Consider the following 23,199-nt stretch of genomic DNA (forward strand, 5'->3'; position numbering starts at 1 on the left):
GAGGGACTAGACCGCGCTGGAGCCGCCGCCGCTGGCCGCGTCGCGGGCGCTGGCGAAGCCGTGCACCGCAGCCTCCGCCATGCCCATCAGCTCGTCCTTCACGAAGGGCAGCATCGCCATGCGCACGCCCACGCGCAGCATGCGCGCGGTGAGCGGGGTGAAGAGGCCGCCGCCGAGCACGTAGCCCACGCCGATGGCCGCGGCCACCATGCCGTAGGGGTTGCGCTGCACGCGGCCCTTGAGGTCCAGGCCCGCGCCGAGGTCGTGGACGGCGCCGCGCGCGTCGCTGAAGAACTGCTGCGCGCTGTCGCCCAGCTGGTCCACCCGCTCGCCGACGCGGGGGCCCTGTGCGCCCTCGTGGCCGTTGCCCGACATGCTCTCGTGGTTCGACATGAGTTCGTGCTCCTGATTGCTTCGGAGTGTCTGGTGAGGAAGGTGCGGGGCGGGAGGGACTAGCGGCGCGAGGCCAGCTTGCCCACGAGGAAGCCGACGGCGACCGCGCCGATGAGGCAGGTGCCGGGGTTGGCGCGGATGAAGCTCACCACCCGGTTGTTGAGGTCGGTGAGGTTCTGCGCCGCCTCCTCGAGCTGCGGCACCACGCGCTGCTGGAGCTCGCGGGCCTTGTCCTGGAACTGCTGCGGGTTGGTCTCCATCGAAGCCATCTCCTGTCTCTCGAGGTGTCCTGCGGGGTACGGGGGGAAAGCGTTCAGCTGCGGTCGGCGAGCAGGAAGCCGAGCACGAAGGCGCCGGCGACGAAGCCCACCGGGTGCTCGCGCACCCAGCCGCGCCAGTCCGTGGCGCGGTCCATCTCCTGGCGCAGCGCGGTCACCTGCAGCGCGAGGTCCGCGCGCGTGCGCTCGATCTCCGCCCGCACCTGCTCGGGCGTCCTCTGCAGCTTCGCGTTCGAGTCAGCGGCCATCGGGGCCCTCCGTGGGTGCGCGCGGCGGGGCGGCGAGCGCCGCGGCGCTGCGGTTGAGCTCTTCCTGGGTGCCGTGCATCACCTTCACGCTGCGCAGGCCCTGCAGCGCGCGTGCGAGCCCGAGCCCGCCGCCCACCACGTTGGCCGCGCCCACGAGCGCGAGCCCTCCGGCCAGGCCCACCCAGCGCGCGAGCACGAGCGAGAGCGCGCCGCACAGCAGCGCGTAGCCGGTGAGCACGAAGGGCAGGAAGGCGGCGATGCGGCCCAGGCCCGCGCCCATCTGGCGCGCGTCCTCGGCGAGCTCGAGGCGCGCGAGCGCGATGTGCTGGGTGACGAGCCGGCTGAAGCCGTCCGCCATGCGGCTGATCAGGGCGGTGATCCCGCGGTCCGGTATCTCGGTTCCCAAGACGCTGCGCTCCCTCGTCGCCGCACGTGTCATCACAGGCCCGGCCAACGTAGGCACCAGGGTGGGGAGCGGCAACCGGGCAGGCGTGGATCTGTCCGCAGGCGGCCAGCGTCAGGGAGCGGACGTCTGCTGCCCGACGCCCCCGGCGGGCCGCCCTGCCCTAGCCGATCAGCTCGACCGGGGCAGCGGGCTCCATCCCGGCGCCCACGGGCGCCTCGAAGCGCAGCACCACCGGCAGGTGGTCCGAGGCGCGCACGCTCAGGGGCGTGCGGTGCGCACGGATGCTCACGGGCCGCACGCCCGCGTCCACGTAGACGCGGTCCAGGCGCAGGAAGGGCAGGCGCGAGGGGTAGCTGGGCACGATGGTGCCCAGCTCCATCGCGGCGTCCACGAAGGCGCGCCGCACGAAGCTCGCCACGGGCCCGCGGCCCCAGTGGTTGAAGTCGCCGCACACCACCACGGGGTCGCTGCGCACCGCATCGCGCAGGATGTCCGAGCCCAGCAGCAGCGACTCCTGCGCGCGGCGCTCGCCGCTTCCCAGCCCCAGGTGCAGCGCGAAGACGTGCAGCGGCCGGCCGTTGCCCAGGTCCAGGTCGCAGCGCAGCGCGCCGCGCGGCTCGCGCCTGGGCACGCTCAGGTCGTAGTTCTTGCTCTTGAGGATGGGCAGGCGGGTGAGGATGGCGTTGCCGTAGCGCCGCCCGTTCTTCACTACGTTGGGGCCGTAGGCCATGTGCAGCCCGAGCAGCTCGGCGAGGTGCTCGGGCTGGTCCTCCCGGCTCGTCTTGCCGCGGAAGTCGCCCACCTCCTGCAGGGCGATGATGTCCGCGTCCAGCTCGCGCAGCACCTCGCCCACGCGGTGCAGGTCGAACTTACCGTCCGTCCCGATGCCACTGTGGATGTTGTACGAGACGAGCGTCAGTTCCACCCGGGCCCTCCCGCCCTAGCCGTGAACGAGGTGCAGCCGCTGCGCCGCGAGCCGAGCCGCCTCGCGCACCGCCTCGAGCGGGAGCGAGGCGAGCCTTCCTGCCGCCGCGCGCGCATCGCCCAGCGCGCCCTGCAGGGCGCGCAGCTGGCGCTGGCCCTCGTCCAGCACGCCCCACAGCCCCTGGCCCTCGGGCGACTCGGCCACCGGGGCCTCGTCCAGGGTGGGCAGCGCGCCGATGGGCGCGGTGGGGCCGGTGCTCGCAGCCTTCTCCGCGGCCGCCGCGGCCTTCTTCTTCGAGCGCCGGGACTCGGCGGGCCTGGAGAGCTTCTCCTCCCCGGCAAGCGTGGGCGCGGCGAGCTCCTCGAGCTGGCGCGCCATCTTGCGCGCCTGGAGGATGTGCTCCGTCTCCGCGTGGCTCTTCCCGTAGTGCACGCCCGTGTTCCCCACGCTGGTGACCTCGCTCAGGTGCTGTTTGTCCTCGTCGCGCAGGCTGGCCTGCTGCTTCGGCAGGGACTTCGGAACCTGGAAGTGGTCGTAGCTGTAAGTACGGGGCATCCGTGTCTCCTCTTGGGAAAGGACAATTGTCCCTGGAAGGTAGGGCCCGCGGACCCGGGTCGGAACGGTGCGTCACGCATGCACGCGCCTGCCCTCCTGCTCCCTCGCCGGGCGCGGGGGCCAGGTGTCGCTGGAGGTCACTCGGGCTCCATTGACCCTTCCCTCCCTGCCTCGCCATGCTTGCGCGGGTGCGTCCGCTGCTGCGTCCCTCCCTCCCCCCGGTCTCCTCCCTGCTGCTGCTCCTGCTGCTCGCGCTCCCGGCGCGTGCAGAGGGCCCGCGCCTGAGCGTGCAGCCCATGCGCGCGAAGCCCGGCGACCCGGTGCTGGTGCGCGTGGAGGGCGTGCGCGAGGCTCCCACGGGGACGCTCGCGGGCCGCGCCCTGCACTTCGTCGCCGCGCCCGGCGGCTTCCTCGCCGTGACGGGACTGCCGGTCGAGCAGGCTCCCGGCGCGCTCGCGGTGACGGTGCAGGCCGAGGCCCCGCCCTCCCCGCCGCTGAGCGCCGAGCTGCAGGTGGTGGACCCGGCCTACCCCGCGAGCGAGCTGAAGGTGGACTCGCAGTTCGTCGACCCGCCGCCCGAGCTCAAGGCCCGCATCCAGGCGGACCAGGAGGCGCTCGCGCGCGCCTACGGGCAGCCCTCGCAGCCGCTGCTCTTCCAGGGGGCCTTCGCCTGGCCGCGCAAGGCGAAGCTCACCGCGCACTACGGGCAGCGGCGCACCTTCAACGGGCAGCTCAAGAGCCAGCACTACGGCGCGGACCTCGACGGACGCATCGGGGCGCCGGTGGCCGCGGCGAACGCGGGCACGGTGGTGCTGGTGCGCGACTGCCTCGGCTCGGGCCAGACGGTGCTGCTGCACCACGGCGCCGGGCTCTACACCGCGTACTTCCACCTGAGCGAAGTGCTGGTGAAGGAGGGGCAGCAGCTCGCGCGCGGCCAGCCGCTGGGCAAGGTGGGCAACACGGGCCGCGTGACGGGCCCGCACCTGCACTGGGGCGCGAAGGCGGACGGGCTCTGGGTGGACCCGGAGACGCTGCTCGCCCTGCCCTTCCCCTAGCCGCTACCAGGCCTGCGGCAGCGAGAGGGCGCGGCGCGCCTCGTCCGGGCTCATGGGCTCGCGGCCCGCGTCGCGCGCGAGCCGCACCGCCTTCTCCACGAGCGGGCCGTTGCCCTGGGCCATCTGGGTGCCGGCCACGTCCAGGTAGAAGTTGTCCTCGAGCCCCACGCGGATGTTGCCGCCCAGGGTGAGCGCCGCCATCACCAGCGGCCACTGCACCTTGGAGATGCCGATGACCTCCCAGGTGTCCCCGGGGCGGATCTGCGCGGCCATGTGCGCGAGGTTCTGCGCCGTGGGCGCGACGCCTCCGAGCACGCCGAGGATGAACGAGTACTGCAGCGGGCCCTTGAGCGCGCCCATCGCGAGCAGCGGCTCGGCGTTGTGGATGTGCCCGAGGTCGAAGCACTCCAGCTCCGGCTTCACCCCGCCCTCGCGCATGGCGCGCGCCGCCATGAGGATGTCCGAGAAGGGGTTGGGGAAGACGAAGTCGAAGACGAAGTCGCGGCGCTTCTCCGAGTACTTCGCGTAGTTCATCGAGCCCATGTTGAGCGCGGCCATCTCGGGCCGCGTCTTCCACACGTACGCGAGCCGCTCCTGCTTCGCCGCGTCCCCCTCCACCCCCATGTTGAAGCCGCCGGTGGAGAAGTTGATGACGATGGGGCAGCGCTTCTGCACCTCGGCCTTGATCTGCCCGTAGATATCCGCGCTCCAGCTCTGCTCGCCGGTGTCCGGCTCGCGGCCGTGGATGTGCACCACCGCGGCGCCCGCCTCGTACGCGCGCCGCGCCTCCTCGGCGATCTCCACCGGCGAGTACGGCAGGTGGGGACACTGCTCGCGGCGCGCGAGCACGCCCGTGAGCGCGCACGTCACGATGACCTTGTCGCCGGAGGCCCTGCTCTGCGTGCTGCTTGCCATGGTGTCTCTCCCCTACCGGGTGTGCTTCAGCGGTCCTTCCACTGCGGCGCGCGCTTCTCCAGGAACGCCGTCACGCCCTCGGCGGCGTCCTCGGTGAGCACGTTGAGCGAGAGCTGGCTGGCGAGGTGCTCGAGCGCGGCCGGCAGGGGCAGATCTTCGGCCGCGAAGAAGGCGCGCCGCCCCAGCCGCAGCACCGCCTGGCTCTTGCCCGCGAGCTTCCCCGCGAGCGCCGCCACGGCCGCGTCCAGCTCGGCCGCGGGCACCACGCGGTTGAGCAGCCCCAGCGCGAACGCCTCGCGGGCGGGCAGCCGGTCCCCGGTGAGCACCAGCTCCAGCGCGCGCTTGCGCCCCAGGTGCCGCTGCAGCAGCGCCATCAGCATCATGGGGAACAGCCCCACGTCCACCTCGGGGGTACCCAGCTCCGCGCCCTCCACCGCCACGGCGAGGTCGCACGCGAGCACCAGGCCCAGGCCGCCCGCGAGCGCGTGGCCGTTGACGCGCGCGATCGTGGGCTTGCCCACCCCCTGCAGCCGCAGGAGCAGCTCGGCGTAGGCGCGCCGCCCGTCGTGGCCCGCGAGGAAGCCGCCTTCCGCCGAGAGGCTGCCCAGGTCTCCGCCCGCGCAGAAGGCGCGGTCCCCGGCGCCGGTGAGCACGATGACGCGCACGGCCGGGTCCGCCTCGGCCCGCGCGAGCGCAGCCATCAGCCCCTGCAGGAGCACGGGCGAGAGCGCGTTGCGCGCCCGCGGCCGCGAGAGCGTCAGGAGCGCTTGCTGGCCTTCAGCTTGGTAGAGGACTTCTCCGGCTTCCACGCGAGCTCCGTTCCGGCGCCCGAGTGGACGCCGCGCAGAAAGGACTCGGCGATCTGGGCCTGCGCCCGCTCGAGCGCCGCCGTGTCGCGCGAGTCCATGAGGCCCACGACGAAGGCGGTGAGGCCCATCTCGATGGCGCCGAAGAGCAGCGCCGCGGCGAGCAGCGGGTCCACGTCCGCGCGCAGCTCACCCGCTCCTTGCGCCTGGGCGAGCATCTGCGCGGACATCTTGATCACCTCGGAGAACGCCGTCTCGCGGTTCACCCGGCTGCCGGCCGGGCTGCGGGCGATCTCCAGGATGAGCACGCGCACCGCGCGCGGGTCCACCCGGTACGCCTCGAAGGCCACCGCCGAGATGCCGTACACCTTCTGCACGAGGCTGCCCTCGCCCTCGGCCACCGCGCGCAGGCGGGTGACGAAGCCCGTCCAGCCTGCGTCGAACACGGACTCGAGCAGCTCGTCCTTGTTCTTGAAGTAGTGGTAGACGAGCCCGTAGGCGACGCCCGCCTCGCGCGCCACGTCCGCGATGCGGCAGCCGTGGTAGCCCTTGCGCGCGAACACGTCGATCGCGGCGCGCAGGATGGTGCGGCGCCGGTCGCCTTCCTTCGGGGCCGGGTTCTTGGGCGCCGGCTCCTTCGGCCCCGCGCCCCCTGCTGCCGCCGCCACCGCCGTCGCCTTGCGCTGCTGGGTCACGTCTGCCTCCGCCGCGATTGATTTTCCAATCGGTCAGGACACCCTAACGAGCGCACGCGGGTGCGGTCAACCGGGGGCGTGGGCGAGCACGCGCGCTCAGAGCACGGTGCCGAACACGCGCGGGGCGAACACCGACACCACGTGCCCATCCTTGTCCGAGGCGGTGAAGCTGCACCGGGGGGTGGTCTCCCAGGCCACGGCGCTCGGGAATGGGGCGGGCTGGGGGTTGGATGCCGGGTCGTGCACGTCCTCCACCCGGTACACGAGCGGGGCGGCGGGCGCGTAGGTGAAGCGCATCCCGAACAGGGTCTCGCTCGTCACCCGCACCACGCTGTCGGTGGAGGCGCAGCCATCGCCCTCGCCGTTCTGCGCCGGAGGGTTGAACCAGGGGTCGTCGATGAGGATGACCACCTTCTGGCGGCCGAAGTGCCCCAGCGCGATGGCACCTGCCGCGGGGGAGACCTGGCGCACGGTGGGGGTGTTGGCGGGGTCGCGGTCGCGGTCGTCCGGCCAGCCGGTCCAGAGGATGCGCTCCTGCGCCCAGATGAGGGTGCTCGCGTCGTAGCGGCCGTTCTTGCCGTCCCAGGTGCCGTTGCCGTTCGCGTCCACGAAGCGCTCGCCGGGCTCCCAGGTGCCGCTGTCGTTCGCGTCCACGAAGGGCTCGGTGAGGTCCACGAAGGGCTCGCCCGTGTCCCAGGTGCCGTTGTTGTTGCGGTCCTCGAAGGCCTCCTCGCCCGTGGTGATGGCAATGAGCGTGACCAGGTTGTCGCGGGGGTTGTTCACCCGGCCGGGGAGGATGGGATCCGGGCGCCGCGGCTCCTCGAGGGTGGCGGCCGTGCCGTAGCCCGCGACGGGGTTCTGCATCCACTCGAAGGGGTGCATCCAGAGCGGGGCGACGAGCTCGCCGGTGTGGGTGGCGTCCACCGGAGGGGTCCAGCTGAAGGTGGCCGGCTCCACGTCCACGGGCAGGGGCAGCGAGGTCTTGTAGAGCACCGCGGCGTTGCCCACCACGTCGGTGAGCGAGGTGCTGCTGGGCCCGATGGTGCCCGCCTCGGTGAGGAAGGACACCTGCACGCCCGGCACGCCGTCGCCGTTGCGGTCGCCGAGGTGGGCCGTGCACTCGAGCTTCACGCCCGCGATGAGGCTGCGCGTGCTGTCGTACGCCCCGATGGCGTGGCGCCCGCCGGAGGCCGCGCCCGCGACGGGGCCGCACTGGAAGGTGAGCTGGCGGGAGCTGGCCTCGGCGCCGGCGAAGGAGATGGGCTGGCTGAGCGCCTGCGTGTTGCCCGCCTTCGCCACGACCACGGCCGAGGCCACGCGGCCGGTCGCCTTGAGCGTGGTGATGGCGAGGCCGTCACCCACCGTGGTGCGCACCTCGGTGTCGCCCAGCTCGACCCCGGGGGGCTCGCCCTGGAGCGAGAAGGTCACGGGGGTGCCCTGCTGGGGCTCGCCCCGCTCGTCCACGGCCCGGAAGCGCACGGTGACCGTCTCCCCGAGCCGCGGCTGCGCGGGCGCCAGGTCCACGAACTCGAGGGAGGCGGGATCTCCCTGGGAGCATCCGAGCAGGCTGCAGGACAGGGCCACACACACCGCGAGTCCGCGAGGCATCGACACGTGCTCCTTCGGGGGAACGCACAGCAGGCGAGCTGGCGAGCGGCATCTTCCCGGCCCGCTCTCGAACCCGTCAAGCCATGTGCGCGCCCGGCCGGAGATGCCGGAGCGTGTCGCTGGAGAATTGCGCTGCCGCTATGCCGCTCAGGCCGCGGAGCCGCTGAACATCACGCGGGCCACGCCCAGGAGGCGGTCCACGTCGCGCGAGGTCAGCCCGCGGGCGCGGGCGAAGTCGGACAGGGGGCGCAGCAGATCCTCGGTCTGCGCCGGGGACTGCTCCGTGCCGGCGAAGAGCTCCCCGAGGCTGACGCCCAGGGCGCTCGCCAGCGCGGCGAGCGTCTCCAGGTGGGCGACGCGCTCACCGCGCTCGATCATGGAGAGGAACGACACGCTGATCTGCGCGCGCTCCGCGAGCTCTTCCTGGGTCCAGCGCTCGGGCCGCTGCGTGCGCAGCTCGCGGATTCGCTGACCGATCCTCTTTCCAAGTTCCGACAAGACGCCCCTACCCTCCGTATGTGCTGCGGCACACAAGAACCCGCCGCCCACCCGCACGATTCCGGGCGCTCAGGTCCCGAAGGAGCCGAAGCGCGCGATGGTGAAGTTGGCCCCGAAATCGAGGCCGGGCACGTCCCGGCGCTTGATGAGCACGCCCTCGAGGCGCCAGCAGTCACAGGCGGGGCCGTAGGACAGGCCGAACACCTGCTGCGCGAGGACGTTCTTCGGATCCAGCGGTTGCACGATGGCCTCGTACCGCAACCCGAGGCCGATGCCCATCGTCAATCGCGCGCCGGTGAAGAGCTGCCGAGCACGCGCCGTGCTGGTCGCCGGGGGACCGACCAGGGCGTCGATCCCCCGGCGCAGCGCGTCCGAGCCCACGTTCACGAGGTCGTCGTACTGGGCGAAGAGCAGCTCGCCCTTGCCGTTGTCGATGGTGACGTTGCCGCTGATCTGGGTGAACTGCCCCGAGGGCAGGTCGTAGCGGGCGATGCCGGTGGCGCGGAAGGGCCCGCTCTGGGCGCTGAGGCGGGCGTAGGTGTCGCGCAGGCGCGAGCCCTCGGCGGGCGCATCCGACTGCAGCACGCGGTCCGCGAGCGAGCTGAGGTCGAAGCCCTGGCCCAGGTCCAGGCGCAGCACCTCCTGGGTCGCCCCGTCGCGCCGGTGGAAGAGGCGCTGGTCCACCTCCACCACGGCGTGCAGGAAGCCGGGGGCGCGCGGGTCGCTCGCGCGCGGCAGCGCCGCGTCGATCTCGTCGTACACGGTGCCCGGCGCGCGCCCGGCGACGCTGCGCCCGGTGCCCAGCAGGCCGCCCCAGGTGAGCGGCACCATGCGCAGCTCCACGCGCGGCGCGACCACGTGGCGGAACAGCGCCTTGTGCTTCCAGTCGTAGGTGCGCGCCAGCTCGCTGTCGAGCACCACCCCTGCGAGCGGGTAGCCGCGCTGGGCGAAGCGCCCGGTGAGCTCGCCGAACGCGAGATCCTGGCGCACCGCGAGCGAGGGCGTGAGCCGCAGGTAGGGCCCCAGCGCCCAGGAGCCCGAGAGGCGGGGGAAGAGGTCCAGCCGGTCGCGCGACTCGCGGTCCGCGCCGTCGTAGCGGCCGTTGGCCTGCAGCGTGTCCGTGACGATGCGCGGCGGCGCGTCCGGGGCATCGCGCACCAGGTAGATGCCGCGCTCGTCCACGAGGCCGTTCTCGCCCGCGTCGTCGAAGGAGCTCGTGAGGGGCGACAGCCGGCTGAACTCCACCCGCAGGCTGCCGGAGAGCACGCGGCCCAGGGCACGCTCGGGCAGGGCCCAGGTGAGGGCCGGCAGCCGGTGCAGCGTGCCCGGCTGGATGATGACGTCGCCTGCGCGGGGCCCGTTGGGCAGCTCGGCGATGCCCGCGGGGTAGCGGTCCGTGCCCAGGAAGCTGTAGCCGTTGCGCAGATCCTGGCGCAGCGAGATGTCCAGGCCCAGGTAGTGGTCGTCGTCGCGGTGGTAGGCCACGCCGGTGCTGCGCAGGTAGCCCACCTCTCGCGCGATGATGTCCGCGATGAGGTCGCGCGTGTAGTAGCCGTCCGAGACGAACGACGCGTCCACGCGGTCGTGGAAGCCTCCGCCCAGGTCCTGCACGTGCTGCAGGCTCGCCTCGCCGCGCAGGCCGCGCTGGGCCTGCACGATGCGGCCGTCCGCGTCGCGGAAGAAGGCGAAGGCGAGCGGGTCGCGGCGCGGGCGCGAGTCGTCGATGAGGCCGAGGCTGAGCCGCCCCGAGGTGCGCTCGCTGGGCACGTAGCGGAACTCGGTGTGCAGCCGGGGCCCCCGCACGCCCACCAGGTTCGGCTCGCGCCGGTCCACGTCCGGGTTCGGGTCCACGTCGCGCGCGGACGAGCCCAGGTAGAAGCCCGGCGTGAGGGTGAGATCGTAGCTGCGGCCCAGCGTGAGGAAGAAGGGCTGCTCGAGCTGGGGGCCGTTGAGGGCGGTCTTCGTGATCTTGGGCACCAGCACGCCCGAGCGCCGCTCGGACAGGGGCAGGTAGAGCCAGGGCAGCGCGAACACCGGCACCGAGTACACGTAGACGACCGGCCAGCTGAGGATGGCGCGCTCGCCCACCTCCACCTTCGCGCGCTTGGCCTCCACGCGCCACGAGGGCTCCTTCGGGTCGCACTCGCAAGGCGTGAAGGCGAGGTCGTCCACCGCGAAGCCGTTGGCCCCGGTGCGCCGGATGCGGGTGCCGGTGATGATCACCGGGGTTTCGCCTATCTCGCGCAGCTCCTTGGGCGTCTTCGTGGCGAGCAGCTGCTCCACCGAGACGTTCTTCTTCTGCATGAAGACGCCGCCCTTGACGTTGGCCTCGAAGGACTTGATGTCCACCGAGATCTCGTCCGCCACGGCGGCGAAGAGCCCGCGCACCAGCATCACGTTGCCGCGCGCGACCGCCCGCTCCTGCGTCTGGTCGTAGCTCAGCTCGTCGGCGCGCAGCAGCAGCTCACCGGTGCGCATCACCGTGTGGCCGCGCGCCGAGAGGCTCTGGAAGCCGTTCTCCACCACGAGCTCGTCCGCCGAGAGCTCGGCGACGTCTCCCGTGGGCAGCTCCAGCTGCATCGACAGCGGAATCTGCGCCGAAACGAGCAGCGCAGCGGTCACGGGGAGCAGGAGGATCATGACCGTTTCGAACGCCGTCCTCCGCGGCGTGCGCGGTCAGCGCCGGGACGGGCGCGGGAACTCCAGCGACACCTCGTTGCCCTCCTGCCGCGCCTGGTAGGGCACCTGCGACTTGAGGCGGATCGCGATCCGCACGGTGCGAGACGGCCCCGCCGACGGGTCCACCGCCGCGACCGCAGTATCGAAGAACGAGGTGTCCAGCGCGCGCGTATTGTTGGTGAGGCCGATCCGGGTGTTCTCCAGTTCAAGGATCAGCGTGCCGCCCTCGCCCTCGCTCACCGTGTAGCGGACGGGGGCGGAGGTGCGCACGAACACGCGCGAGCTGCTCGCCTCCTGCTTGAAGCCCACGAAGGTCATGGTGCTGCGGCCCCCGCGCACGGCGAGCTGCCCGTCCCCGGAGCCCTCGGCCCCCTGGGACGCCTGCGCCTCGCGCTTGGCGCGCGCCGCCTCGGCCCGCTCGGCACGCGCGTCCGCGAGCGCCTGCTTCTTCGCCTCGGCGTCCGCGCGCTTCTTCTCCTGCGCCTCGGCGGCCGCCTGGCGCCGGGCCTCGGCGTCGGCCTGCTTCTTGTCGGCAGCCTCCGCCGCGCGCGCCTGCGCCTCCTTCTGGGCCTCGGCCTTCTTTGCGTCGGCCGCGGCGCGCGCCTCCTCGGCGGCGCGCTGCTTCTCCGCCTGCGCCTGGGCCTTCTTCTCGGCCTCGGCCTTCCTGGCCTCCTCGGCGAGCCGCTGCTTCTCGGCCTTCGCCGCGGCAGCCGCATCGGCCTGGGCCTGCTTCTCGGCCTGCGCCTGCTTCGCCGCGTCGGCCTTGGCCTGCTTCTCGGCGTCCGCCTTCGCCTGGGCCTGCTCGCGCCGCTGCTGATCGTTGCGCGCCGTGGCCTCCGCCGCGGCCTTCTGCAGCGCCTCCTGGTCCGCCTTCGCCGCGGCCGCGGCCTGCGCCGCCGCCTTCTCCTGCGCGTCGCGGTCCGCCTTCGCCGCGGCGGCCGCCTGGGCCGCGGCCTTCTCCTGCGCGTCGCGGTCCGCGCGCGCGGCCGCCGTCGCATCGCCCGTGGTGCCGGCATCGGCCGGGGCCGCGGGAGCGGCCGCCACGGGCGCAGGGCCCGCGGGCTTCGCCGCGGCGGGCTGCTGCGCGGGGGCGGGCTGCTGCGCCGCAGGCTGCTGCGCGGGGGCCTGCGGCGCCGCCTGGGCCACGGCCGCGGGCTCGCCGAGCACCTTCACCACCAGGGTGGTGCCGTCGGCCTGGAAGTCGGTCTCCACCTCGCGCGAGAAGCCGATGAGCACGCGCGCGATGGCGGTGGCCTCGGAGCCGTAGCTCGCGGTGCGGATGCCGGTGACGGTGCCGTTGGTCACCGGCAGCTCCTCGGGCACGCCGGAGAAGACGGCCTCGGAGATGTCGATCACGAGCCGCGCGGGGTCGGTCATCGTGAAGGTGGTGAAGTTCGGCTTCTTCGTCCCGGTGATCACCACCGAGTTGCCGCGCACCTCTACCCGGGTGATGGTGTTGAGGTCCGCCGGACCCTGCGCGAGCGCGAGGAACGGGGTGAGCACGAGAGCGAGCAGGGACAGCGCCGAGGCCTTCATCGACCACTCCAGGGGCAGGTCAGCAACCCCGGAATGGTAGCACGCGGGTGGCAGCCAGGAACTTTTCCACCCCCCTGCCCTGCCCACGGCGGGAAAGAGCGCCGCGCGCTCAGCGCGTGCGCGCCATCGAGGGCGGGCGCGCGCGGTGGGTGCACGCGTACTCGATGAGGTTCTTGATGTCGTAGCAGATCTGCCGGATGTCGTGCCCCATGGTGAGCTCGATGTGGCTGTTGCCCTTCACCGGCCGCCAGAGGAGATATTCGCTCTGCGCGGCGCGGTACACGCTGCGCGTGGAGGCCACCGAGGCGAGCGGATCCAGGTCCCCGAAGATGATCGCCATGGGGACGCGGATCTTCGCGAAGCCGCGCTTGAAGTCGTAGCCGGTGCGGTAGCAGGTGAGCTCGCCCTTGCGGATCCACCGCGCGAACTGCTCCATCACCTTGCGCGGCTCGCGCTCACCGCCCTCGCGCAGCAGCCAGCGGATGTCCTGGGCGCTCACCCGCTTCGGGTTGGACAGCCAGTTCACCCGCGTGGTGACGCGCTCGTAGAGCGGGAACTCCTCGGCGCGCGCGAGCTGGCGCTCGAGGAAGCGCAGCCAGCTGTTCACCGGCACGTAGCGGAAGGACACCGGCTCGCGGGGGGCCTCGCGCGGGCGGCCCAGCAGCGCGCGCGCCCCGTTGGCGAGCCGCTGCTGCCCCCCGCGTCCCAGGTTCACCCCGGCGAGCGCCGCGTCGATGAGGCCCCCCACCGCGGGCGCCGTGAGCGCGAGCGCGCGCAGCGCGAGGAAGCCGCGCCCCAGGTCCGCCGGCGCACCGATGGTGATGAGCCCCTCGAAGTCGTCGCGGAGGCCGGCGTAGCCGTAGCCGAGCATGCCTCCCATGGAGTGGCCGCAGTAGAAGATGCGCTCGCGGCCCGTCACCCGCTTCACCGCGGCCACCGCCGCGGGCAGGTCGTAGAGGAAGTAGCTGTCCAGGTCCCAGCCGTAGTCGAGGTCCGCCGGCAGGGGCCGCCCGAAGTGCCGTGCGCGCTCACGCTGCAGCGCGAGCGAGCTCTTGCCGTGGCCGCGCAGCTCCAGCACGTGGATGTCCACGCCGAAGTACAGCAGGTTCTTCACGAACTCGCCGCTCGTCCACGTGTGGCGGTTCTGCGAGAAGCCGTGCACGAGCAGCAGCGGCTCGCCGAACAGCGGCTGCGCGAAGGGCTGCTCCAGCGGGCGGTAGCGGGTGACGGCCAGCGACCAGCCGTCCTCCGTCTCCACCACGTACTGCGTCTTCGCGTACAGCGAGCGGAAGCTCACCTCGTCCACCGTGGGCGCACGGGTGCCCGCGGAGCTCTCGGACGGCGTGGCGCGCGGGTGGGGGAGGCGCATCTCGCGCCAATCTACGGTCGCTGCTGCAGCGCGCCAAGGCTCAGGCGCGCGCGCGTGCGAGCCCGGACACCGCGCCCACGAGGAAGAGCGAGCCGGTGCACAGCAGCAGCTCCCCCGGACCGCACGCGGCCGCCGCCCCCGCCAGCGCAGCGTCCAGCACCGGATAGGCCGACACCTGCCCACACAGGGAGCGGGCGAGGTCCAGGTAGCGCTCGGGGGGCAGGGAGCGCGGGGTGTCCAGCGGCGTGAGGTGCAGCGAGGCGAGGCGCGGGAAGAGCGCGCGCGCCATCGGCTCCAGCGCCTTGTCCGCCACCACCCCGAACACCGCGTGTACGCGGCGCCCCGGATACTCGGCGTCGAGCGCGGCGAGCAGGGCCTGCACGCCCGCGGGGTTGTGCGCACCGTCCAGCAGCACGGTCGCCTGGGGGGCGAGCCCGAGGCCTCCGAGGCCTCCGAGGCCTCCGAGCTCTTCGAGCCGCCCGGGCCAGCGCGCCTGCAGGAGCCCCTCGCGCGCCGCGCGCGCGCTCACGCCCAGGCCGCGTTGCGAGAGCTGCTCCAGCGCCGCGAGCGCCACGGCCGCGTTCTGGCGCTGGTGCGGGCCGCGAAGGGAGAGCACCAGGCGCTCCAGGTGCCCGGAGGCGCTGCGGTAGTGCAGCCCCGCGCCCTGCCCCTCCATCGCGAAGTCGCGCCCCTCGAGCAGCAGCGGCGCGCCCACTGCGGCCGCGCGCGCCTCGATGACGGCGAGCGCCTCGGGCGCCTGGCGCGCGCACACCGCCGGCACGCCCGGCTTGAGGATGCCCGCCTTCTCACCCGCGATGGCCGCGAGCGTGTCCCCCAGCAGCGCCTGGTGGTCCATCGAGATGGGGGTGAGCGCGGTGACGAGCGGGCGCGCGGTGTTGGTGGCGTCCAGCCGGCCGCCCAGCCCCGTCTCGAGCACCGCCACGTCCACCGCCTCGCTCGCGAAGTGCCAGAGCGCGACCACCGTGCCGAACTCGAAGTAGGTCAGCTCCTCGGCGGCCCCGGGCGCGCGCTCGAGCACCTCGAGGATGCGCCTGCCCAGCACCGCGTCCTCGATCTCCTCGCCGTCCACCTGGATGCGCTCGTTCACGCGCACCAGGTGCGGCGAGGTGTAGAGCGCCACGCGGTGGCCCGCCGCGCGCAGCGCCGCGGCGGCGAAGGCGCAGGTGCTGCCCTTGCCGTTGGTGCCCGCCACGTGCAGCGCGGGGTAGCGGCGCTCGGGGTGGCCCAGCTGGGCGAGCACCGCCTGCACGCGCTCGAGGCCCAGGCGGATGGTGGAGGGCGAGAGGCTGGCGAGGAAGGTCAGCGCCTCGTCCGGCGTGCGCGGGAGCGGCATCGTCCCCGGCCCTCGCCTAGCCGAGCAGGCCGATGACCTGGGCGAGCTTCGTGCGCATCTCCTTGCGGTGCACGATGGCGTCGATCATCCCGTGCTCGAGGAGGAACTCCGAGCGCTGGAAGCCCTCGGGCAGCTTCTGGCGGATGGTCTGCTCGATCACGCGCGGCCCCGCGAAGCCGATCAGCGCCTTGGGCTCGGCGAGGATGATGTCGCCCAGCCAGGAGAAGGAGGCCGCGACGCCGCCCGTGGTCGGGTGCAGGAGCACCGAGACGTAGGGCTTGGTGCCGGTGCGGAAGCGCGCGATGGCCGCAGAGGTCTTCGCCATCTGCATGAGGCTGAAGATGCCCTCCTGCATGCGCGCGCCGCCCGAGGCGCTGAACACAATGGCCGGGCACTTGAGCTCGTGCGCGCGCTCGAACACGCGCGTCACCTTCTCGCCCACCACCGAGCCCATGGAGCCGCCCATGAACTCGAACACGAAGCAGCCCACCGAGACCGGGTGGTTCTCGATGCGGCCCACGCCGGAGATGAAGGCGTCGTTCTCGCCGAGCGCCTTGCGGGTACTCTTGAGGCGGTCCTTGTACTTCTTGGAGTCGCTGAAGCCGAGCGGGTCCTCGGGCTCGAGCTCCTTGTCGAACTCCTCGAAGCTGCCCTCGTCCAGCAACGCCTGCAGCCGGACGCGCGCGGGCCAGTTCATGTGGTGGCCGCACAGCGGGCACACGTTCCAGTTCTTCTCCAGCTCCTGGCGGTAGATGATCTCGTCGCAGCTCTCGCACTTGGCCCACAGCCCCTGCATGCGGCTGGGAGCGGAGCGGGTGTCCGCGGGCGCTTCGGTGTCCACGGCGATGCGGGGCTTCTTCGAGAACCAGGCGGCCATGGGGCGGCGGGTTAAACCGCCGGGGCCGCCTCCGTCAACCGTTCCCTCGTGCCGCGCTGCGCCGTCTTGCTACAGTCCCCACCGCCATGAGCGCCCCCTCCTCCCCGTCCGGTCCCCCCACCCCCGAGACTCCCACCGCGCCGTTGGTCGCCGCCGGGACGCCCCCCGCGGCCCTCGCCCCCGCGGCGGGCCACGGCAGCGCGCACGGCGCGGCGCACGCCGGGACCCACGGCGACGAGCCCCACCTGCACCCCGAGCACTTCACGCTCTCGCCCGACGTGGCCCGGCTCCCGCTCGCCCGCCGCCGCCAGCGCCTGGGCGCCATCCTGGTGGACCTCGCGCTGGTGGGCGTGCTCAGCCTGGCCTTCAGCTCGCTCGCGCTGCTCGCCGGGGCCTTCGCAGGCACCCTCCTCTACTGGGCAGCCGGCCGGCCCTTCGCGCCCACGTGGATGCGCCAGAAGACCACGCGCATCGCGCTCGCCTTCGCCCTCTGCATCGCCTTCATCGGCGTGGGGCGCATGGTCACGCGCGTGCACGAGAAGCAGGAGGCACAGGAGAAGGCCCGCGAGGACGAGGAGGAGATCGCCTCCGACGCGCGCGAGCGCGCCGAGGGGAGGCACGGCGAGTCCCCCATCACCTTCAACACGCTGGGCCTGGGCGCAGGCGAGCTGATGCGCCTGGCCACCACGACGAGCCCGGAGGAGGCGCGCGCGCTCGCCGAGAAGCTGGGCGCCCGGGTGAAGAAGGAGAAGGACCCTGCGCGCGCGGCCGGGATGCTGCTCGAGATGGTGGACAACGAGGACGTGCCCATCTCGGACGTCTCGCGCGCCGAGCTCACGCGCGTGCTCTCGCCGCTGGCGGGCGCCCCGGCGCAGCCCGTGGCCGCCCCGGCTGACGCGGCGGCGGCGGGCGCGGCCCCGGATCCGCACCTCGCGGAGCTCGCGACCCTGCAGCGGCGCAACCTCACGCTCGCGGCGCAGGTGGCGCGCCTGGACAAGACGAAGGACCGGCTGGAGGAGGAGCTCAAGGAGGCCCAGGAGGAGCACGGCATCCGCCACTTCCTCATGGTCAGCGTGCACGACCTGGGCTTCGGCATCGGCTGGAGCTACGTGTACTTCATCGGCTTCCTCGTGCTCTGGAAGGGCCACACCCCGGGCAAGCGCCTCTTTGGCATCCGCGTGGTGCGCATCGACGGCCGCCCCATGACGCTGTGGCGCTCCTTCGAGCGCTTCCACGGCTACGCCGCGTCCATGCTCACCGGCTTCATGGGCTTCATCCAGGTGATGTGGGACCCGAGCCGCCAGTGCCTGCACGACAAGGTGGCCGAGACCGTGGTGGTGCAGGACCGCCACCACGAGACCGACGCCGTCGTGCGCTGAGCCTCCGACGCCCTAGAACTCGAAGGTGTCGCCCAGCTCCAGCACCTCGACCGGCAGGTGTTTGAGCTCGCGCTTGAGCTCCGCCACGAAGGCCGGCTTGAGGTGGTAGAGCAGCACCTCGGCGCCGTTGCGGCGGAACTTGGCCAGCTCGGTGCCGAGCGTCTGCGGGGTGAGGTGCCCGGACACGTCCGCGAGCGCCTGCATCCCGTTGGGAAAGCTGGTCTCGAGCAGCAGCGCCTTGAGGTCCGGGGTCTGGTTGAGCACCTTCCAGAGGCGCTCGGTGGGCCCGGTGTCGCCGCTCATCGCGAGCGTGCTCTGCCCGTCCGAGATGACGAAGCCGCAGGACTCCACCGGGTGGCTCACCGGAACGCTGCGGACCTTGTAGGGGCCCACCTGGAAGGAGCTCCCGGCGCGGAAGGTCTTGATCTGCAGCACGGGCTTGCGGCGCGAGGGGATGCGCGTGAAGTCCGGCCACAGCGCGTCGTTGAACATGTTCTCGCGCAGCGCCCGGGCGCACTCGCGCGAGGCCCAGATGGTGACCGGCCGCTCGCGGCGCCCGATGACCAGGTCCGCGAGCAGCGGCAGGTCCTTCACGTGGTCGAAGTGGCTGTGGCCCACGAGGATGTGGTCCACCTTGCACAGGCGCTCGAGCGTGAGCGTGCCGGTGAGCGCGCCGGCGTCCAGCGCGAGCACGTCATCGACGAGGAAGCACGTGGTGCGGCACGTGGGCAGCTCCCCTCCATGACAGCCGAGCACTTGGAGCTTCACGCTAGAGGTCTCCGAACTTCCACTTCATCTCGAGGTACTGCAGGAAGTCCTGCAGGCGCGCCGTGTCGTAGACCGTGAGCCGGTCCCCGCTGCGCTCGATGAGGCCGGCGCGGGTGAGCCGGTCCAGCATGCTGCGGATGGCGGGCTCTCCCACGCCGATCTGCCGCGGCAGCTCGCGCACGGGCAGCTCGATCTCCACGCCCTCCTCGAGCGCCCGGCCGCGCGTCTGCGCCGCCTGGAGGATCTGGTGCACCACGCGGCTGGAGGGGTCGGAGAGCAGCAGGTTCTCGATCTGCGCGTCCGCCTCGCTCAGGCGCTCGGCGAGCTTCTTGATCATCCGCACCGCGATCTCGCTGTTGCCGCGGATCATCCCCTCGAAGGTCTTGGGGTCGATGACCAGCAGCTTCGCATCCTCGCTCACCGTGGCCGAGGCGTTGCGCGGCTTGTTGGAGATGATCGCCATCTCGCCGAAGAACTCGCCGGGCCCGAGCACCGCGAGCACCTTCTGCACGTCGCGCACCTGCTTGGAGATGGTCACGCGCCCCGACTGCAGGACGTACATCTCCTTGCCGGGCTCGCCCTCGCTGAAGAGGACCGTGCCGCGGGCGAACTCCTTGCCGAATCGCTGGAAGAGGGTTTCCTCGGCGCCCATGAAGTCTCCAGACTTAAGCTGCCCTCTTCCCGAGGGTCAAATAGAGGGTCAAATAAGTGATGGTGCGGCCTACTTGCGCGTGGCCGTGTACACCCCATCCCACCCGGGCCCCGGAGGCTGGGCCTTGAGCGCCTCGAGCTCCGCGAGGTAGCGGCGGCTCGGCGCATCCTCGGGCCACAGCTGCAGCACGCGCTCGAAGGCGCCCTGCGCCTCGTCGAACGCTTGCGCCTCGAAGTGGTCCACGCCGGCCTCGAACGCCCCGAGCGCCTCGGCGTCCGCGCCCTGCGCTTGGCCCAGCGCGCGCAGCTCGTAGATGCGCACCGGGCGGCGCTTGCCCTTCACGCGCACCGCGCCGAGCCGGCGCGCCACCACCTGCTCGCGCACCCGCTGCCAGGTGGCCTCGGAGATGAGCACGCGTGTCTCGTACTCCTTGTTCGTGCCCTCCAGGCGGCTCGCCAGGTTCACCGCGTCGCCCATCACGGTGTAGTTGAAGCGCCCGTGGGTGCCCATGTTGCCCACGTTCATGGGGCCGCTGTTGATGCCCACCCCGATGTCGAACTCGGGCAGCCCCTGCGCGCGCCACTGGGCCTTGAGCTCCTCGAGCTTCTCCAGGAAGCGCAGCGCCGCGCGGCAGGCGCGCAGCGCGTGGTCCGGCTGGTCCACCGGCGCACCCCAGAAGGCCATGATCGCGTCGCCGATGTACTTGTCGAGCGTGCCGCCCTGCTCGAACACGATGTCCGTCATCGGCGTGAGGTAGGCGTTGACGAACTTCACCAGCCCCTCGGGCGTCATCCGCTCGCTCAGCGTGGTGAAGCCTCGGATGTCCGAGAAGAGGACCGTCAGCTCCTTCTTCTCGCCGCCCAGCTTCAGCTTCTCGGGGTGCGCGAGCATCTGCTCCATCACGCTCGCGTCGAGGTAGTGCTTGAAGGTCTGGCGCAGCACGCCCTTCTCGCGGTCCACCGAGAGGTAGCCGAGGAAGATGGTGCCGAAGGCCACCGAGAGCAGGTTCACCAGCGGCAGCACCGTGGCCACCTGCAGCCCGCGCTCGAAGAGCAGCTGGTCCAGCGCGAGCCAGCCCGCGCCCAGCAGCGCCACCGCACCCAGCTTCCAGGCGTAGGAGACGCGCGGCAGCAGCACCCCGAGCGCGAGCGCGCTCAGGAGCATGAAGAGCAGCTCGAGCCCGCGCAGGGACGCAGGCCGGGTGAGGAAGTCCTGCGAGAGGATGTTGGAGAGGAAGCTCGCGTGCACGTACACGCCGGCCTCCATCTCCTTGAAGGGGGTGACGCGCTGATCGTAGTCCCCCACCAGCGTCACGCCGAAGAGCACCGCCTTGCCCGCGAGCTCGCGCTTCCCCACCTTGCCGTCGAGCACGTCCGAGAGGCTGTAGGTGCGAAAGGCGCTGCTGGGCCCCAGGTGGTTGATGAGGGTGTAGGGCTCGGAGGTCTGCAGCGGGACGAAGTACGGCGCCCCGCTCGCGCGCCGCAGCCGCACGCCGGTGAGCTTGCCCAGTTCCGGGTCGAACACCGGCTCCACGCTGGCGTCGAGGTAGGCGGCGGCCGTCTGCACCTCGAGCGCGGCGAGGAAGCCGCCGTGGGCCTCGAGCTTCGCGAGCGTGGGCACGCGCCGCAGGGTGCCGTCCGGGTCCGGCGCGGTGTTGAAGTAGCCCACGCGCGGGGAGGCTCGCGCGATGACCGGCAGCGCCATCTGGGCGCTGTACATGCGCCAGCCGGGCACCTGGCGGAAGTCCACCTCCAGCTGCGAGCCGGGCACGCTGCCCGGGAAGCGGCGCAAGAGGTGCGGCTCGAGCAGGGCGCGCTGCTCGGCGGCGCGCTCGGTGAAGGCCTCGCGGCCCGCCTCGTCGTAGGCGATGACGCCCTGGACCACGAAGGGGGCGCGCGAGAGCGCCTGGGCGAGCTGCTCGTCCGGGTTCTTCAGGCTCTGCTCGGCCAGCAGCGCGCGGAAGGCCTCGAGGCTGCTTCCGGGCGGCGGGCGCTGCGGGCTCGCGCGGTCGAAGGCGAGCAGCGCGTCCGCGTACGCGTGCATGCGCCCGTCCCCCGCCGCGTCCGTGAAGATCGCGTCCAGACCCACCGCGCGCACGCCCGCCTCGCGCAGCCGGTCCACCGCCTGCGCCATGCGCTCGCGCGGCCAGGGCCACAGCCCGTAGGCCTGCGCGCTCTTCTCGTCCACGGCCACCACCACCACGTCGGGGTGCGGCGCGCGGGGCCCGCGCAGGCGGAACTTCAGGTCCGTCGCGCGCCCCTCGAGGATCTGCGCGCCGCGCACCAGCGTCTCGCCCACGCCGGCGGCCCGCGCGGCGCCCTCCGCCCCGGGGTTGGTGGGCGTGGTGTCCGCGAGCCAGTGCAGCGTGCAGAGCACCGCGGCGAGCGCGAGGGCGAGGACTTCGAAGCGGCGGCGGGAGAGGAGGCTCATCGGGCAGGTGGCATCGTACGTCCAAAGTCGGTAGAAGGCCCGCACCGTGGGAACGACCTACAAGCAGAGCGGCGTGGACATCGAGGCGGGCGACGCGCTCGTCGAGCGGATCAAACCCTTTGCGGCGCGCACCACCCGCCCCGAGGTGATGGGCGGCGTGGGCGGGTTCGGCGGCCTGTTCGCCCTGCCGCCGGGCAAGTACAAGGAGCCGGTGCTCGTGGCCGGCACCGACGGCGTGGGCACCAAGCTGAAGGTCGCCTTCATGGCGGGGCGCCACTCCACCATCGGCATCGACCTGGTGGCGATGAGCGTCAACGACATCCTCACCTGCGGCGCCGAGCCCCTCTTCTTCCTCGACTACTTCGCCACCAGCCGGCTCGAGGTGGACGCGGCCGCCGAGGTCATCCGCGGCATCGCGGATGGCTGCGAGCAGGCGGGCTGCACGCTCCTGGGCGGCGAGACGGCGGAGCTGCCCGGCTTCTACGCGCGCGGCGAGTACGATCTCGCCGGCTTCTGCGTGGGCGTGGCGGAGAAGAGCGCGCTCATCACCGGCAAGCAGATCGTCCCGGGCGACGCGCTCATCGGCCTGCCCTCGAGCGGCCTGCACTCCAACGGCTACTCGCTCGCGCGCAAGGTGCTGCTGGACGACGCGAAGCTCGCGCTGGACCAGGTGCCCGAGGGGCTGGACCGCCCGCTCGTGGACGCGCTGCTCGAGCCCACCCGCATCTACGTGAAGGACGCGCTCGCGCTGATGGCCGAGGTGAAGGTGAAGGGCTTCGCGCACATCACTGGCAGCGGCATCCCCGGCAACATGCCGCGCTGCCTGCCGGACGGCACCCGCGCGGTGCTGGACGAGAAGACGTGGAAGCGCCCCGCCATCTACGGGCTCATCCAGAAGCTCGGCCGCGTGGAGCGCGACGAGATGTACAGCACCTTCAACATGGGCCTGGGCCTCATCGCCGTGGTCGCCCGCGCGGACGTCCCGCGCGCGCTCGAGGTGCTGCGCGCGCGCGGCGTGGACGCGAGCGAGGTGGGTCGCATCGAGCAGGGCACGGGCGAGGCCACGGCGGTCGTGCAGCCGTGACGGCGCGTCGGCGCCTGGGCGTCCTGGTCTCGGGCAGCGGCAGCAACCTGCAGGCCCTGCTGGACGCCTGCGCCCAGCCGGACTTCCCGGCGGAGGTCGTGCTCGTCGTCTCCAACAAGCCGGAGGCCTTCGCGCTCGAGCGCGCGCGCCGCGCGGGCGTCCCCACCCTGGTGCTCGAGCACCAGGGCTACGGGAGCCGCGAGGCCTTCGACGCGGCGCTGCTCGCCGCGCTGCAGGCGGCGGGCGTGGAGCTGGTCTGCCTCGCGGGCTTCATGCGCCTGCTGAGCCGGCCCTTCATCGACTTCTGGGCGGGCCGCATCCTCAACATCCACCCCTCGCTGCTGCCCGCCTTCCCGGGGCTGCACGCCCAGCGCCAGGCGCTCGAGCGCGGGGTGAAGGTGGCCGGCTGCACCGTGCACTTCGTGGACGCGGGCACCGACACGGGGCCGATCATCGCCCAGGCCGCCGTGCCCGTGCTCCCCGGGGACGACGAGGCGGCCCTCACCGCGCGCATCCTCACCGAGGAGCACCAGCTCTACCCGCTCGCGGTGCGGCTCGTGGCCCAGGGCGCGGTGGCGCTCGAGGGCGCGCGCACCCGGGTGAGCGCGAGCCCCTCCGTCGGCGAGCTCTCCCTGCGCAGCCCCGGGCGCGCCTAGGGCCCCCCTCACTGCATTCCCCCGGGGCTGCGC

The 23,199-nt window shown here is 72.6% G+C and carries 23 protein-coding genes; 4 read left to right on the forward strand and 19 right to left on the reverse strand.

All coding sequences use genetic code 11. The annotated features are described in order from the left end of the window. Positions 1–6 precede the first annotated feature (6 nt). From FGE12_RS03145 to FGE12_RS03170, 6 genes are all read right to left on the reverse strand, one after another. A complete protein-coding gene (locus FGE12_RS03145) occupies positions 7–393 on the reverse strand; it encodes a hypothetical protein (RefSeq protein ID WP_153864658.1) in 387 nt (128 codons plus the stop codon). Between the two features lie 59 nt (positions 394–452). Continuing rightward, the gene (locus tag FGE12_RS03150) at positions 453–662 is read right to left on the reverse strand and encodes a hypothetical protein (RefSeq protein ID WP_228530506.1); all 210 of its coding nucleotides are present in this window, start codon (positions 660–662) and stop codon (positions 453–455) included. Between the two features lie 44 nt (positions 663–706). Further along, positions 707–919, reverse strand: coding sequence for a DUF3618 domain-containing protein (locus tag FGE12_RS03155; RefSeq protein WP_153864659.1), 213 nt, complete (start codon positions 917–919; stop codon positions 707–709). Further along, on the reverse strand, positions 909–1,325 hold the full coding sequence (locus FGE12_RS03160) for a phage holin family protein (protein WP_228530507.1): 417 nt from the start codon (positions 1,323–1,325) through the stop codon (positions 909–911). The genes FGE12_RS03155 and FGE12_RS03160 overlap by 11 nt, the downstream gene beginning before the upstream one ends. A gap of 160 nt (positions 1,326–1,485) precedes the next feature. Next, complete coding sequence (locus FGE12_RS03165) at positions 1,486–2,250, reverse strand: endonuclease/exonuclease/phosphatase family protein (protein WP_194797521.1); 765 nt, start codon at positions 2,248–2,250, stop codon at positions 1,486–1,488. Positions 2,251–2,265: 15 nt separating this feature from the next. After that, on the reverse strand, positions 2,266–2,805 hold the full coding sequence (locus FGE12_RS03170) for a hypothetical protein (protein WP_153864661.1): 540 nt from the start codon (positions 2,803–2,805) through the stop codon (positions 2,266–2,268). Between the two features lie 188 nt (positions 2,806–2,993). On the opposite strand from FGE12_RS03170, the gene FGE12_RS03175 reads away from it, so the two are divergent. After that, on the forward strand, positions 2,994–3,860 hold the full coding sequence (locus FGE12_RS03175) for a M23 family metallopeptidase (protein WP_370458867.1): 867 nt from the start codon (positions 2,994–2,996) through the stop codon (positions 3,858–3,860). A gap of 3 nt (positions 3,861–3,863) precedes the next feature. Here FGE12_RS03175 and FGE12_RS03180 read toward each other — a convergent pair whose 3' ends face one another. The 10 genes from FGE12_RS03180 to accD all read right to left on the reverse strand — a co-directional run bounded on the left by FGE12_RS03180 (position 3,864) and on the right by accD (position 16,197). Continuing rightward, positions 3,864–4,775 carry a 3-keto-5-aminohexanoate cleavage protein gene (locus FGE12_RS03180; RefSeq protein WP_153864663.1) on the reverse strand — a complete coding sequence of 304 codons (912 nt, stop codon included), beginning with the start codon at positions 4,773–4,775 and terminating at the stop codon, positions 3,864–3,866. Positions 4,776–4,801: 26 nt separating this feature from the next. After that, positions 4,802–5,584: an enoyl-CoA hydratase-related protein gene (locus FGE12_RS03185; protein WP_194797522.1), complete on the reverse strand. Its 783-nt coding sequence runs from the start codon at positions 5,582–5,584 to the stop codon at positions 4,802–4,804. After that, on the reverse strand, positions 5,533–6,249 hold the full coding sequence (locus tag FGE12_RS03190) for a TetR/AcrR family transcriptional regulator (RefSeq protein ID WP_194797560.1): 717 nt from the start codon (positions 6,247–6,249) through the stop codon (positions 5,533–5,535). The genes FGE12_RS03185 and FGE12_RS03190 overlap by 52 nt, the downstream gene beginning before the upstream one ends. 123 nt (positions 6,250–6,372) lie before the next feature. Next, complete coding sequence (locus tag FGE12_RS03195) at positions 6,373–7,884, reverse strand: Ig-like domain-containing protein (protein WP_153864664.1); 1,512 nt, start codon at positions 7,882–7,884, stop codon at positions 6,373–6,375. A gap of 147 nt (positions 7,885–8,031) precedes the next feature. Beyond that, the gene (locus FGE12_RS03200; protein ID WP_153864665.1) at positions 8,032–8,382 is read right to left on the reverse strand and encodes a helix-turn-helix domain-containing protein; all 351 of its coding nucleotides are present in this window, start codon (positions 8,380–8,382) and stop codon (positions 8,032–8,034) included. Positions 8,383–8,451: 69 nt separating this feature from the next. Continuing rightward, the gene (locus FGE12_RS03205) at positions 8,452–11,022 is read right to left on the reverse strand and encodes an LPS-assembly protein LptD (protein ID WP_153864666.1); all 2,571 of its coding nucleotides are present in this window, start codon (positions 11,020–11,022) and stop codon (positions 8,452–8,454) included. A 36-nt stretch (positions 11,023–11,058) separates the two neighbouring features. Then, on the reverse strand, positions 11,059–12,597 hold the full coding sequence (locus tag FGE12_RS03210; protein WP_153864667.1) for an AMIN domain-containing protein: 1,539 nt from the start codon (positions 12,595–12,597) through the stop codon (positions 11,059–11,061). Positions 12,598–12,706: 109 nt separating this feature from the next. Beyond that, positions 12,707–13,966 (reverse strand): alpha/beta fold hydrolase, encoded by a 1,260-nt coding sequence (locus tag FGE12_RS03215; protein WP_153864668.1) that lies wholly within the window; start codon positions 13,964–13,966, stop codon positions 12,707–12,709. Between the two features lie 40 nt (positions 13,967–14,006). Beyond that, positions 14,007–15,320: a folylpolyglutamate synthase/dihydrofolate synthase family protein gene (locus tag FGE12_RS03220; RefSeq protein ID WP_153864669.1), complete on the reverse strand. Its 1,314-nt coding sequence runs from the start codon at positions 15,318–15,320 to the stop codon at positions 14,007–14,009. A gap of 16 nt (positions 15,321–15,336) precedes the next feature. Next, positions 15,337–16,197, reverse strand: a complete 861-nt coding sequence (gene accD, locus FGE12_RS03225) for an acetyl-CoA carboxylase, carboxyltransferase subunit beta (RefSeq protein ID WP_153864670.1) — start codon at positions 16,195–16,197, stop codon at positions 15,337–15,339. A gap of 86 nt (positions 16,198–16,283) precedes the next feature. Here accD and FGE12_RS03230 point away from each other — a divergent pair, with 86 nt between their 5' ends. Next, positions 16,284–17,576, forward strand: coding sequence for an RDD family protein (locus FGE12_RS03230; RefSeq protein WP_153864671.1), 1,293 nt, complete (start codon positions 16,284–16,286; stop codon positions 17,574–17,576). A gap of 12 nt (positions 17,577–17,588) precedes the next feature. On the opposite strand, the gene FGE12_RS03235 is transcribed toward FGE12_RS03230, so the two are convergent. From FGE12_RS03235 to FGE12_RS03245, 3 genes are all read right to left on the reverse strand, one after another. Beyond that, positions 17,589–18,344: a 3',5'-cyclic-nucleotide phosphodiesterase gene (locus FGE12_RS03235; protein ID WP_194797523.1), complete on the reverse strand. Its 756-nt coding sequence runs from the start codon at positions 18,342–18,344 to the stop codon at positions 17,589–17,591. Between the two features lies 1 nt (position 18,345). Further along, a complete protein-coding gene (locus FGE12_RS03240) occupies positions 18,346–18,996 on the reverse strand; it encodes a Crp/Fnr family transcriptional regulator (protein ID WP_153864672.1) in 651 nt (216 codons plus the stop codon). A gap of 69 nt (positions 18,997–19,065) precedes the next feature. After that, positions 19,066–21,426 (reverse strand): CHASE2 domain-containing protein, encoded by a 2,361-nt coding sequence (locus tag FGE12_RS03245; protein WP_153864673.1) that lies wholly within the window; start codon positions 21,424–21,426, stop codon positions 19,066–19,068. A 46-nt stretch (positions 21,427–21,472) separates the two neighbouring features. Here FGE12_RS03245 and purM point away from each other — a divergent pair, with 46 nt between their 5' ends. Together purM and purN are read left to right on the forward strand one after the other, a co-directional pair. Next, entirely contained in the window at positions 21,473–22,510 is a 1,038-nt protein-coding gene (purM, locus tag FGE12_RS03250) for a phosphoribosylformylglycinamidine cyclo-ligase (protein WP_194797524.1), read from the forward strand. Further along, a complete protein-coding gene (gene purN / locus FGE12_RS03255) occupies positions 22,507–23,166 on the forward strand; it encodes a phosphoribosylglycinamide formyltransferase (protein WP_194797525.1) in 660 nt (219 codons plus the stop codon). Before purM ends, purN begins: the two co-directional genes overlap by 4 nt. The last annotated feature ends 33 nt before the right edge of the window (positions 23,167–23,199 follow it).

Origin of the sequence: Aggregicoccus sp. 17bor-14 (assembly GCF_009659535.1) — a bacterium.
In the GTDB taxonomy this organism is placed as follows: domain Bacteria; phylum Myxococcota; class Myxococcia; order Myxococcales; family Myxococcaceae; genus Aggregicoccus.

What these genes read in the sequence shown, in the direction of transcription:
- FGE12_RS03145 (WP_153864658.1), bottom strand. Translation starts at nt 393, where the DNA reads ATGTCGAACCACGAGAGCATGTCGGGCAACGGCCACGAGGGCGCACAG.
- FGE12_RS03150 (WP_228530506.1), bottom strand. Translation starts at nt 662, where the DNA reads ATGGCTTCGATGGAGACCAACCCGCAGCAGTTCCAGGACAAGGCCCGC.
- FGE12_RS03155 (WP_153864659.1), bottom strand. Translation starts at nt 919, where the DNA reads ATGGCCGCTGACTCGAACGCGAAGCTGCAGAGGACGCCCGAGCAGGTG.
- FGE12_RS03170 (WP_153864661.1), bottom strand. Translation starts at nt 2,805, where the DNA reads ATGCCCCGTACTTACAGCTACGACCACTTCCAGGTTCCGAAGTCCCTG.
- FGE12_RS03180 (WP_153864663.1), bottom strand. Translation starts at nt 4,775, where the DNA reads ATGGCAAGCAGCACGCAGAGCAGGGCCTCCGGCGACAAGGTCATCGTG.
- FGE12_RS03195 (WP_153864664.1), bottom strand. Translation starts at nt 7,884, where the DNA reads ATGCCTCGCGGACTCGCGGTGTGTGTGGCCCTGTCCTGCAGCCTGCTC.
- FGE12_RS03205 (WP_153864666.1), bottom strand. Translation starts at nt 11,022, where the DNA reads ATGATCCTCCTGCTCCCCGTGACCGCTGCGCTGCTCGTTTCGGCGCAG.
- FGE12_RS03210 (WP_153864667.1), bottom strand. Translation starts at nt 12,597, where the DNA reads ATGAAGGCCTCGGCGCTGTCCCTGCTCGCTCTCGTGCTCACCCCGTTC.
- FGE12_RS03215 (WP_153864668.1), bottom strand. Translation starts at nt 13,966, where the DNA reads ATGCGCCTCCCCCACCCGCGCGCCACGCCGTCCGAGAGCTCCGCGGGC.
- FGE12_RS03220 (WP_153864669.1), bottom strand. Translation starts at nt 15,320, where the DNA reads ATGCCGCTCCCGCGCACGCCGGACGAGGCGCTGACCTTCCTCGCCAGC.
- accD (WP_153864670.1), bottom strand. Translation starts at nt 16,197, where the DNA reads ATGGCCGCCTGGTTCTCGAAGAAGCCCCGCATCGCCGTGGACACCGAA.
- FGE12_RS03230 (WP_153864671.1), top strand. Translation starts at nt 16,284, where the DNA reads ATGAGCGCCCCCTCCTCCCCGTCCGGTCCCCCCACCCCCGAGACTCCC.
- FGE12_RS03240 (WP_153864672.1), bottom strand. Translation starts at nt 18,996, where the DNA reads ATGGGCGCCGAGGAAACCCTCTTCCAGCGATTCGGCAAGGAGTTCGCC.
- FGE12_RS03245 (WP_153864673.1), bottom strand. Translation starts at nt 21,426, where the DNA reads ATGAGCCTCCTCTCCCGCCGCCGCTTCGAAGTCCTCGCCCTCGCGCTC.